Annotated in this window: 10 protein-coding genes; 2 read left to right on the top strand and 8 right to left on the bottom strand. The window is 42.8% G+C overall.

The genetic code is table 11. The features are described from left to right. Positions 1-84: 84 nt before the first annotated feature. From alaS to ACO59Y_RS03565, 6 genes are all read right to left on the bottom strand, one after another. The gene (gene alaS, locus ACO59Y_RS03590) at positions 85-2,709 is read right to left on the bottom strand and encodes an alanine--tRNA ligase (protein ID WP_486130756.1); all 2,625 of its coding nucleotides are present in this window, start codon (positions 2,707-2,709) and stop codon (positions 85-87) included. A gap of 248 nt (positions 2,710-2,957) precedes the next feature. Continuing rightward, positions 2,958-3,383: a universal stress protein UspA gene (uspA, locus tag ACO59Y_RS03585; protein WP_373603381.1), complete on the bottom strand. Its 426-nt coding sequence runs from the start codon at positions 3,381-3,383 to the stop codon at positions 2,958-2,960. 80 nt (positions 3,384-3,463) lie between these two features. Continuing rightward, entirely contained in the window at positions 3,464-4,777 is a 1,314-nt protein-coding gene (gene pepP / locus ACO59Y_RS03580; RefSeq protein ID WP_486130712.1) for a Xaa-Pro aminopeptidase, read from the bottom strand. An 18-nt stretch (positions 4,778-4,795) separates the two neighbouring features. Further along, positions 4,796-5,344 carry a YecA/YgfB family protein gene (locus tag ACO59Y_RS03575; protein ID WP_486130710.1) on the bottom strand — a complete coding sequence of 183 codons (549 nt, stop codon included), beginning with the start codon at positions 5,342-5,344 and terminating at the stop codon, positions 4,796-4,798. Between the two features lie 109 nt (positions 5,345-5,453). Beyond that, positions 5,454-7,097: a chaperonin GroEL gene (gene groL / locus ACO59Y_RS03570; RefSeq protein WP_373603384.1), complete on the bottom strand. Its 1,644-nt coding sequence runs from the start codon at positions 7,095-7,097 to the stop codon at positions 5,454-5,456. A gap of 124 nt (positions 7,098-7,221) precedes the next feature. Further along, complete coding sequence (locus ACO59Y_RS03565; RefSeq protein ID WP_373603385.1) at positions 7,222-7,512, bottom strand: co-chaperone GroES; 291 nt, start codon at positions 7,510-7,512, stop codon at positions 7,222-7,224. Positions 7,513-7,737: 225 nt separating this feature from the next. Here ACO59Y_RS03565 and aspA point away from each other — a divergent pair, with 225 nt between their 5' ends. Then, on the top strand, positions 7,738-9,156 hold the full coding sequence (gene aspA / locus ACO59Y_RS03560; RefSeq protein ID WP_486130707.1) for an aspartate ammonia-lyase: 1,419 nt from the start codon (positions 7,738-7,740) through the stop codon (positions 9,154-9,156). Positions 9,157-9,199: 43 nt separating this feature from the next. Here the strand turns inward: aspA and ACO59Y_RS03555 are convergent, their stop codons facing one another. After that, positions 9,200-10,276 (bottom strand): anaerobic sulfatase maturase, encoded by a 1,077-nt coding sequence (locus ACO59Y_RS03555; RefSeq protein WP_486130705.1) that lies wholly within the window; start codon positions 10,274-10,276, stop codon positions 9,200-9,202. A gap of 124 nt (positions 10,277-10,400) precedes the next feature. Between ACO59Y_RS03555 and ACO59Y_RS03550 the strand changes: the two genes are divergently transcribed. Then, positions 10,401-11,207, top strand: coding sequence for a sulfite exporter TauE/SafE family protein (locus ACO59Y_RS03550; protein WP_486130754.1), 807 nt, complete (start codon positions 10,401-10,403; stop codon positions 11,205-11,207). Between the two features lie 69 nt (positions 11,208-11,276). Here the strand turns inward: ACO59Y_RS03550 and rplA are convergent. Beyond that, a partial coding sequence (rplA, locus tag ACO59Y_RS03545; RefSeq protein ID WP_486130703.1) for a 50S ribosomal protein L1 occupies positions 11,277-11,877 on the bottom strand: 601 nt, incomplete at its 5' end.

Below are 11,877 nucleotides of genomic sequence, written 5' to 3'. Positions count from 1 at the left end.
ACATCTTTTATCTCCTTAGTTTGCATTTATTAGATATCCCTATCAATCAAGGAACGGTCGGCATCCCACCGACCAAGGCTTGTACTACAGATTTTCGTTTAACCAGTCTTGCGCCGCTTTAATTGCTTGCGCCGCATTTTCCGGTCGGGAACCTCCTGCCATTGCCATATCCGGACGACCACCGCCTTTACCACCTACCTGTTGAGCCATTAAATTCACCAGTTCGCCGGCTTTTACTTTGGCGGTCAAATCACTTGTCACGCCAACGACAAGGTTGACTTTTTCATCTAAAATTGATGTGAATACAATGATGCCCGAGCCAAGTTGATTTTTTAAGTCATCAACCATAACACGGAGCGATTTTGTTTCGATTCCATTAAATTGATGTGCAATGATCGAAACGCCATTGATTTTTATCGCACTTTTGACTAAATCAGAACCAGCCCGCATTGCCGCTTTTTCTTTTAAGCCCTGAAGTTCTTTTTCCGCTTTCTTCGCTTTATCTTGAAGTTGCTGGATTTTATCAGTGAGCACGTTCACATCCGATTTCAATAATTCTGCACATTGTTCCAAAACATGTTGTTGATTAAGCATCCAATCAATCGCATTTTCGCCGGTCACTGCTTCAATTCGACGAACTCCCGCCGCTACTGCAGTTTCCGAAATAATTTTGAACAGTCCTATATCACCGGTACGTTTTGCATGAATCCCACCGCAAAGCTCAATGGAAAAATCCCCCATGGTCAACACGCGTACTTGATCCGCATATTTTTCACCGAATAAAGCCATAGCGCCTTTTGCTTTTGCGGCTTCAACATCCATAATATCCGTTTGAATCAAGAAATTGGCGCGCACTTTTTGATTTACGAGGCGTTCAATGTCAGTAAGTTGTTCTTTAGTAATCGCTTCAGGATGCGCGAAATCGAAACGCAATGCGGAATCTGAAACCAAAGAGCCTTTTTGCACAACGTGGGTACCAAGTAATTGACGTAATGCCGCGTGTAGTAAGTGGGTTGCGGAGTGGTTAAGCGAAATTCGGTTGCGGCGCTCGCTATCCACCACCGCATTCAAAGTTTGCCCTACGGACAATGTCCCTTGTTCTAACTCACCGATATGCCCAAATACTCGACCATATTTTTGCGTATCTTTTACTTTAAATACCACGCCTTGTGCGGTTAAGTAGCCACGGTCACCGATTTGACCGCCGGACTCGGCATAAAATGGTGTGTTTTCTAACACAACCACAGCACTTTGCCCCGCAGAAATTTGTTCTACCGATTTACCATCATAAAAAAGTGCAATAATTTTCGCTAAAGACTCTGATTCGCCGTAGCCTTTAAATTTAGTTTCGCCTTCGACGCGAACCACATTGTTGTAATCCACGCCAAATTGGCTGGCAGCTTGCGCGCGCAAACGTTGCGCTTCCATTTCGCGCTCAAAACCTTCTTCATCGATTGCTATATTACGTTCGCGACACACGTCGGCAGTTAAATCTAATGGAAAACCATAAGTATCGTAAAGCTTGAACGCAACTTCGCCAGAAAGTATGCCGTCTTTCACTTCGGAAAGTGCCTCATCTAAAAGTGTTAAACCTCGCTCAAGCGTGCGAGCGAATTGTTCTTCTTCTAAACGTAGCAATCTCTCAACATCCACTTGTTTGTTTTTTACGTCTTTACCAGCGTCCGCCATCACCTCAATAAGTGTTGGAACCAGTTTATAGAAAAACGCCTCTTTCGCCCCTAACAAATGACCATGACGTACCGCTCGACGAATAATACGACGTAAAACATAGCCTCGCCCCTCGTTTGACGGAATCACGCCATCAGCAATTAAATAAGCACAAGAACGAATATGATCGGCAATTACACGTAATGATTTATTAGTTAAATCGGTAGAACCCACAATTTCTGCGGTTTTCGCGATAAGTATTTTGAAAATATCGATATCATAGTTTGAGTTTACATGCTGCAATACGGCAGAGATGCGCTCTAAGCCCATACCGGTATCAACAGACGGACGCGGTAATTTTTCCATACTACCGTCGGCAAGACGGTTGTATTGCATAAATACAACGTTCCAGATTTCAATATAGCGATCGCCGTCTTCTTCTGGTGAGCCCGGAGGTCCCCCCCAAATATGCTCACCGTGATCGTAGAAAATCTCGGTACAAGGTCCACAAGGACCAGTATCCCCCATTGCCCAGAAGTTATCCGAAGCATAAGGCGCGCCCTTATTATCACCAATACGAATAATACGCTCTACCGGAACACCGACTTCTTTGTTCCAAATATTGTAGGCTTCATCATCCGTTTCATACACCGTTACCCACAATTTTTCTTTCGGTAAACCAAGCCATTGCGGAGAAGTTAAATACTCCCATGCAAAATTAATGGCATCATGTTTGAAATAATCGCCAAAACTAAAATTACCCAACATTTCAAAGAATGTATGATGGCGCGCGGTATAGCCCACGTTTTCTAGATCGTTATGTTTGCCGCCGGCACGTACACAACGCTGAGCCGTTGTAGCACGTGAATAAGCGCGCTTATCTAAACCGAGAAACACATCTTTAAACTGATTCATCCCCGCATTAGTGAAAAGTAATGTCGGATCATTTTCAGGCACAAGCGAGCTACTTGCGACGACTTGATGCCCTTTGCTGTGAAAAAAATCAAGGAACGATTGTCTAATTTCTGCTGTTGTTTTCATCATAAACCTGTTGTTAAAAAATTACTTAAAATAAACCGCCCTATTCTCACATATTTTCCTTATTTAGAGAAAGGCTTTTTACTGATGAGCGCCCACCTTTGTTTATTCTTTAAACCGGTCTTTATTTGGAGAAAATAACTTCCTTATTAAGAAATGTACTACAAAATAAAAACCGCACTTCACTACACGATTGAGAAAGTGCGGTTAAAATTTATTTATCTTTTAAACTTCTAATAAATAAATGTTACTTATTCGTCACGAAGCGGAACAACTAACATATCAACTTTAATCGTATTCATCACCTGACGTGTTGAAGACATTAATTTACTCCAAAAATCCTGATGGTGACCTGTTACCAATAAATCTACATCATATTGCTCTATCGCATCGGTAAGCACCTGACCTAAATCGCCGCTACCACTCAATTTTTCCTGAATCGGATAACCGGCATTTTCTGCGAGATCTAATAAAGCCTTTTGAGTTTCACTTGAAATGCGGTCTTGCATAGAAGACATATTTACATCAATCAATCCAGTATAAAGATCCGAAAAATTTACATCTACATGGATAATCGAAAGTTTCGCATCATTACGTTTTGCAACGCCAACTGCTTTTTTTAGCAAAAACTCACTTTCCTCGGAAAGATCCACTGCGACTAAAACGTGTTTATACATAATCGACTCCTTATCTGATTGGTTTACCCTTTTTCCGCCAGTATAGTAGCACTCCAAAGATCGGAAAAACTTGCACTAGATCACATTTTGGAAAATTCTTGTTTTTTTTGCATTAAATACTCAATTTCGTCTATCTCTTTTGGTACCGCTGCCGTCAAAATTTTATTGCCATACTCCGTTATCAAAAGATTATCTTCAATACGCACACCAATACCTTGATACTCTGTCGGGATGTCCGCGTCTTTTGGAATATAAAGCCCCGGTTCTACGGTAAGTACCATACCGATTTCCAGAGTACGCCCGCGTTCCTCACCATATTCGCCGACATCATGCACATCCAATCCCAACCAATGCCCGAGCCCGTGCATATAAAATCGACGATACGCTTTTTGTTTGATAAGTTCATCTACATCACCCTGCAAAATTCCTAGTTCGACCAAACCTTGTACTTTAATGCGAATCACTTCATCATTTGCTTTTTTGATGGAAGCGCTCGGTACTAACAATTCTATGGCTCGTTTTTGCGCACTTAATACCAACGCATAAACCTCACGTTGCGCTTGGGTAAACTTGCCGTTTACCGGGAACGTGCGAGTAATATCACCGGCATACAGCGCAAATTCACAGCCAGCATCAATTAATACCAAATCACCGTCTTTCAACACTTGATCATTTTCCGTGTAATGCAAAATACAAGCATTTTCACCGCTAGCGACAATTGAGTTATAAGCCGCAAAGCGCGCGCCATGACGATTGAATTCGTGCAAAATTTCGCTTTCGATTTCGTACTCAAGGCGATTCGGGCGCGTTTCCTGCATCGCCTTGAGATGCGCTAATGCGCTAATTTGAGCCGCTTGTTGAATTAAACGAATTTCGTTGAGCGATTTAATTAAACGCATTTCGTTTACAAATGGGCGCCAATCAAGCACTTCTGCAAAATCAATGGCACTACCGGCAAGCAATTCATCCGCCCAAGGATGAAGCCCCGCCGCGTGATAAAGTACGCTCAAATTGTTGCACTCTTCGGAGAGCACCGCATTGAAATCATCAATGGAGTAAGCATCGTCGAGCGCCAATTGCTGCGGCGCGCGTTCCACGCCTAAACGACGCCCGTGCCATGTTTCCTGTAACGGATCGCGCGGACGAAGAAATATTATCGCCTTTTTCGCTTGCTCGGTGCTTATCAATAACAGCACCGCATTGGGCTCATGAAAACCGGTGAGATACCAAAAATAACTGTCTTGCCGGAAAGGAAATTCGCAATCGTTATTACGACGTTTTTCAATTTCAGAAAATACCAATAACGCCGAATTCGGCCGCATTTGCGCCCAAACGCGTCGACGGCGTTCAATAAATTCTTCTTGCGGTAATGCTGCACTATAAGCCAGATCCATTTCCCTTTTTCCTCTTAATTAATGCAACATTGGCTTTACCGTATTCGACGTTTGGTTAAACCGAATATAAAACAACGCGACAATCGTACGCACATATTCAATAATCTCTTCCAACGCTTCATTCATTTCTTCTTCGTCATCATCTTCGTCGTAACCAAGTTGACAAATCTCATGCAAGTCCTGCACGGCCTCACCGATTTCGCCTTTTTCTTGTTCTAAATGTGGTTGCGCCAGGCCCAAGCCTAATAAAAAATGATTCGCCCATTCGGAAAGGCTGTCGGCACGCGCAAACACGCTTTCATTTCCCGTTAAACCCAATTCAAAAGCAAAACTTTTGACATTAGCAAGTTCCACTGAAATTTGTTGGTAAAGCTCGCTAACCTGCGCCAAAAGTGCTGTCGGATAAGCGTGGTTATCGTGAGTCAATTGATAAAGTAACGGTTGCCAACTTTGATCTTTTATGCCACCACAAATTAAGCCGCTTAAAAAACCGTGAAGCTCGCTAACGTTAATACCTACACCGGCTGTTTTAAGTTGTTGATTTAATTCAATTTGAGAAATCGCCATTATTTGTTTCCAGAGTAAAAATGGGCCTTAGTGTAATCCTTTAAAAATAAAAAAGCGATCGCTTTTCCTTTCGGAAAAACGACCGCACTTTTATTTCATACGGGGGAAATTACATCATTCCGCCCATGCCTCCCATACCACCCATGCCGGCGGCACCTAGGTCAGCTTTGTCATCTTTTGGTAATTCAGTGACCATACACTCAGTAGTGATCATTAAGCCTGCAACGGACGCTGCAAATTGTAAAGCAGAACGGGTCACTTTAGTCGGATCCAAAATACCCATTGCGATCATATCGCCGTATTGTTCAGTGCCGGCATTATAACCAAAGTTACCTTCACCGTTTTTCACTGCATTAGCGACTACAGAAGCTTCTTCACCGGCATTTGCCACAATTTGACGTAACGGTGCTTCCATTGCACGAAGTGCTAGTTTAATACCCACATTTTGCTCTTCGTTATCGCCTTGTAACCCGGCTACTTTGTTTGCCGCACGAATTAATGCCACGCCACCGCCGGCAACGATACCTTCTTCCACCGCAGCACGGGTTGCATGTAAGGCGTCTTCCACGCGGGCTTTTTTCTCTTTCATTTCCACTTCAGTTGCCGCACCAACTTTAATCACAGCAACACCGCCGGCTAATTTAGCCACGCGCTCTTGCAATTTTTCTTTGTCATAGTCGGAAGTGGATTCTTCGATTTGTTGGCGAATTTGCGCCACACGACCTTGAATTTGTGCTTCATCGCCGATACCGTCAATAATTGTGGTGTTGTCTTTATTGATCACAACACGTTTCGCTTGACCTAAATCTTCCAATGTCGCTTTTTCCAATTCCATACCGATTTCTTCGGAAATTACTGTACCGGCAGTTAAAATGGCAATATCTTGCAACATTGCTTTACGGCGATCGCCAAAACCCGGTGCTTTCACCGCAGCCACTTTTACGATACCGCGCATAGTGTTCACAACCAATGTAGCCAAAGCTTCGCCTTCAACATCTTCCGCAATGATTAATAACGGTTTGCCCGCTTTGGCCACACCTTCCAACACAGGCAACAATTCGCGGATATTAGAGATTTTTTTATCTACTAACAAGATAAACGGATTGTCTAATTCCACGGTGGCTGTTTCAGGTTTGTTGATGAAATACGGAGAAAGGTAACCACGATCGAATTGCATCCCTTCAACCACATCCAATTCGTCTTCCAAACCGGTACCGTCTTCTACGGTAATCACGCCTTCCTTACCTACTTTTTCCATAGCTTGTGCGATCAACTGACCTACAATGCTATCAGAGTTTGCCGAAATGGTACCCACCTGTTCGATTTCTTTAGAGGTTTCACAAGGTTTGGAAAGAGATTTAAGTTCGGCAACCACCGCACTTACTGCTTTGTCGATACCGCGTTTTAAATCCATTGGATTCATACCGGCAGCAACCGCTTTTAAGCCTTCGTTTACGATAGCTTGTGCCAACACAGTCGCAGTGGTAGTGCCATCACCTGCTGCGTCATTTGCTTTGGACGCCACTTCTTTCACCATTTGTGCACCCATGTTTTCAAATTTATCTTCCAGTTCAATTTCACGCGCCACGGAAACACCGTCTTTAGTGATGGTTGGAGCACCGAAGGATTTGTCTAATACCACATTGCGACCTTTTGGGCCTAACGTTACTTTTACTGCATCGGCTAAGATATTCACACCGTTTAACATTTTTACACGTGCGTCATTACCGAATTTTACGTCTTTAGCTGTCATATTTAATTTCCTTTTATTTCATAGAGCGGGTTTGTTCACCCACCTTAGTTTAAACGTTTATTTCTCGGTGAATCAGTCAGTTCACCATATATAAAGTCTAGTTATTTTTTAAAGTATCTTTTACTTATTCCACGATGGCTAAAATATCATCTTCAGAAAGAATAAGTACTTCCTCACCGTCGATTTTTTCAGTTTTCACACCGTAGCTATCGCTGAAAATCACGATATCACCAACTTTCACGTGCATTGGGTGTACGCTGCCGTTTTCCAGTAAGCGTCCAGGACCAACTGCCAACACCTTGGCACGGGTGGATTTGGTAGCAGCAGAACCGGTGAGCACGATGCCGCCGGCAGATTTCGTTTCTACTTCTTCACGTTTTAAAATGACTTTATCGTGTAATGGACGAATATTCATTGTTAATTTCCTTCTTAAAAAGTTAAAGTTTAAATGCGTCCCCTATATGAGGCGAAAAATTTACCTTTCAAGGGCAAAAATAAAAAAAATCGCCCTAAAAAAATTAATCCGAAAAATGAAAATATCTCTTGAATACCCTATTTAAAACGTGATCTTCATCAATTTTTTTCTTCGGTAAATTTCTATAATGGCAAACAAGCTAACTAACCCATATAGGTGATTAATATGACTCAATTTAGAACAGAAGTAGATTTACTTGGCGAACGTGAAGTACCGGCCGATGCTTACTGGGGAATTCATACTCTAAGAGCGGTCGAAAATTTCAATATTTCTAACGTAACGATTTCTGATGTACCGGAATTTGTTCGCGGCATGGTGATGGTGAAAAAGGCCACCGCATTGGCGAACGGCGAACTGGGTGCCATTCCAAAAGATATTTCCGAAGCCATTGTCAAAGCCTGTGACGAAGTATTAGTAAATGGCAAATGTTTGGATCAATTCCCTTCTGATATTTATCAAGGTGGTGCAGGTACTTCCGTAAATATGAATACTAATGAAGTCATTGCCAACCTTGCATTGGAAGTTTTGGGCCATAAAAAAGGCGAATATAAATACCTTGACCCAATGGATCATGTGAACGCCAGCCAATCGACTAACGATGCTTACCCTACCGGTTTCCATATCGCCGTGTATAACAGCATCATTAAACTGCTTGAAAAAGTCTCTTATTTACAACAAGGCTTTGAAAATAAGGCAAAAGAATTCGATAAAGTGTTAAAAATGGGCCGTACCCAATTACAAGATGCGGTGCCGATGACCGTCGGTCAAGAATTCAAAGCCTTTGCCGTATTAATGGCAGAAGAAGTGAAACATCTTAAAGCCGCGGCGTCCGAGTTGCTTGAAGTGAATTTAGGTGCCACCGCAATCGGTACCGGCCTAAATACACCACAAGGTTATGTACCGACCGTGATTAAATATTTATCGCAAGTCACCGGCTTACATTGCAGCGGCGCGGAACATTTAATCGAAGCGACTGCAGACTGTGGCGACTATGTTTCCGTACATGGCGCATTAAAACGCACGGCGGTGAAATTATCAAAAATCTGTAACGACTTACGTTTACTTTCTTCCGGTCCTCGTGCAGGCATTAAGGAAATTAACTTGCCGGAATTACAAGCCGGTTCTTCTATCATGCCGGCCAAAGTGAACCCGGTTGTGCCAGAAGTGGTAAACCAAGTTTGCTTCAAAGTCATCGGTAACGACACTACCGTGACCTTCGCGGCTGAAGCCGGTCAATTACAATTAAACGTAATGGAACCTGTGATTGTCCAAGCAATGTTTGAATCCATTGAAATTTTAGGCAACGCTTGCGTGAACTTACGCGATAAATGCGTAGACGGCATCACTGTAAACAAAGAAACTTGCGAAAACTATGTTTACAATTCTATCGGTATCGTCACTTACTTGAACCCGTTCATCGGTCACCACAACGGCGACTTAGTGGGTAAAATCTGTGCCCAAACCGGTAAAGGTGTGCGTGAAGTGGTGTTGGAAAAAGGCTTGTTAACCAAAGAACAATTGGACGACATCCTTTCCGTCGAAAACTTGATGAACCCAACTTACAAAGCAAAATTAAATAAATAATTTGTAAGCTAAACAAAAAATACGGTCAATTTGACCGTATTTTTTATTGCCCGCGAAATGAAGCGACAAACTGCCGCAAATAAGGATCCATATGAGAAAGCGCACGATAATAGGCTTCACAAAATCGATTATGCGGCGCGCCAAACCCCTCTGCAATGCGGTGCTTTGGGCAACCTCCGTGGCAAGCGAAACGGAACTTACAGGCCTGGCAACGCTCGGAAAGAAAGGACTTCATCGCGCCGAAACGTTTTTGTTGAGGCGAGTCGATAAGCAAGCGCAAAGGTGTTTCAATCAAGTTGCCGAGTTTATAGGCGGGATAAACATAGTGATCGCAGCTGTAAATATCGCCGTTTTGCTCAATCACCGGCTGATCACCGCAGGTTTCTCGAAAAATGCAAAGCCCGGGCTGCAACCCCAAATACGCCATAAACCACTGTTCAATAAACTGAATACCGATTTTTCCCACATCATAGGCATACCATTCATCAAAAATATCCACTAAAAATTGACCGTAATCTTTCGCAGAGGGCTGTTGTGAGTAATCACCCATTAGCGGAATAAATTGCATATATGGCGAGCCGATACGTTTGAGAAAACGGTAAACTTCTTTACCATATTGTACATTCAGGTTATGTACCACGGTGAGCGTGTTGAAAGGGATCTGGTAATGAATTAACAAATTCAGCGCATCCATGACTTGCCGGAAAGTTCCCTTGTCGTTTTTAGTTAAGCGATAAGCGTCATGCAAATGTTCGGGGCCGTCGATGGATAAACCGACTAAAAATTGATTATCGCGCAGAAATTGACACCAATCGGCATTCAGCAATATGCCATTAGTTTGCAACGCGTTTTCGATTTGTTTGCCGGCGGAATATTTACTTTGAAAATCAATCACTTTCTGATAAAAATCCAACCCGGCCATGGTCGGTTCACCGCCTTGCCAAAGAAATGTCACTTGTTGCTGAGGCGCATTTTCAAGGTAAGATTTGACGTAGCGTTCTAGCACCGCATCACTCATGGCACGTTGATTCAAATGCGGCTTTTCCAAATAAAAACAATATTGACAAGCCAAATTACAAATTGAACCGGTAGGTTTTGCCATAAGTTGAAATGCGTTCATAAATCATCCTTTTCATACGTTCCGCATCATACAAAGAAAAATTTGTCCGAGATATGATAGCGATCATAAGCACACCCTGCTTGTTACCTCCAGAATAGAACTGAGCCTTGAATGGAGATAAATGATGGCAATTAGCACGATTTGTATTTTACTGATTTGCGGTCTGTTCACCAATATGGTCTCGGCGATTTTCGGCATCGGCGGAGGCGTATTGATGGTGCCGATCTTACGGACACTTTTTCCCGAATTACCGCTGCAAATGATTGCCGCCACATCACTTACGATCGTGATGTGCACGGCAACCATTAATTTGCTTTTTTTCCGTCGGCAAAAAATCAAAATTGATTACCTTAATATGTTGTTCTGGTCAATAGCCATGATTATCGGTGTACAAATCGGATTTGAACTAAGTTTCTATTTTTCCAGCTTGATGATTAGCTTGGTATTTACCGTTAGTCTCGGCGCACTGGCATTAAAAACATTTTTTACGTCTTCGCGCGAAGAAAACCCGAACTGCTCCAAGAGCACCGCATTGGAACGCCTAAAAGGCGGCATCAGTTGTTGCGCAGGTGGTTTAGTTGCCGGTATTACCGGCATCGGCGGTGGTTCGATTCTGGCTCCATTGATTGGCCAACTCAAAGGTGTAAAAACCCAACAAATCGCAGTTTATACCAATTACATGATGATTATCGGCGGTATCGGTAATTTATATGCTTACCTTACGCGCGAAGTCTTATTTAACGTGACCTTAAGCGGACAATTCGGTTATGTGAATTTTCTGATTGTCGGACTGGTTACCATTGGTTCTTTTGGAATGAGTTTTTTTTCTATGCGTTTACGCGGCTTAATATCCCCTGTATTAACCCGAAAATTATTAGCAACAATTTTATTATTAATTGCCGCCTATATGTTCGCATTGGAATTTTTATAAATAAACTTGAACAAAAAACCGCGTTTCGGTTACCCAAAGCACGGTTTAATTTTTAAACGACTGTTTAAACTATAAAGAAGTTTGATCGATTGCTACACCGGCACCCATCGTGGTAGAAAGGCTAACTTTCTTAATAAAGATACCTTTGGAGGTAGTAGGCTTCGCTTTAGTTAAAGCGGCTAACAACGCTTGAAGGTTTTCTTTTAATTGTGCTTCGGAGAAGTTCGCTTTACCGATAGTAGTGTGAATGATACCGTTTTTATCATTACGATAACGGATCTGACCAGATTTCGCGTTTTTCACTGCTTCAGCAACGTTTGGCGTTACGGTACCCACTTTTGGATTCGGCATTAAACCGCGCGGGCCTAATACTTGACCTAACTGACCAACAACGCGCATTGCGTCAGGAGAAGCGATAACTACGTCGAAGTTCATTTCGCCTTTTTTAACTTGTTCAGCCAAATCTTCCATGCCCACTAAATCGGCACCCGCCGCTTTTGCAGCTTCGGCGTTAGCACCTTGAGTGAACACGGCAACACGCACTTCACGACCGGTACCATGTGGTAATACAGTTGCACCACGTACGTTTTGATCGGATTTACGCGGGTCGATACCCAAGTTTACTGCAACGTCAACACTTTCAACGAATTTAGCAGTTGCGAATTGTTTT

The organism is Rodentibacter sp. (assembly GCF_057314195.1).
The sequence above is the reverse complement of the archived record's forward strand: the minus strand, read 5'-3'. Positions and strand labels throughout refer to the sequence as shown.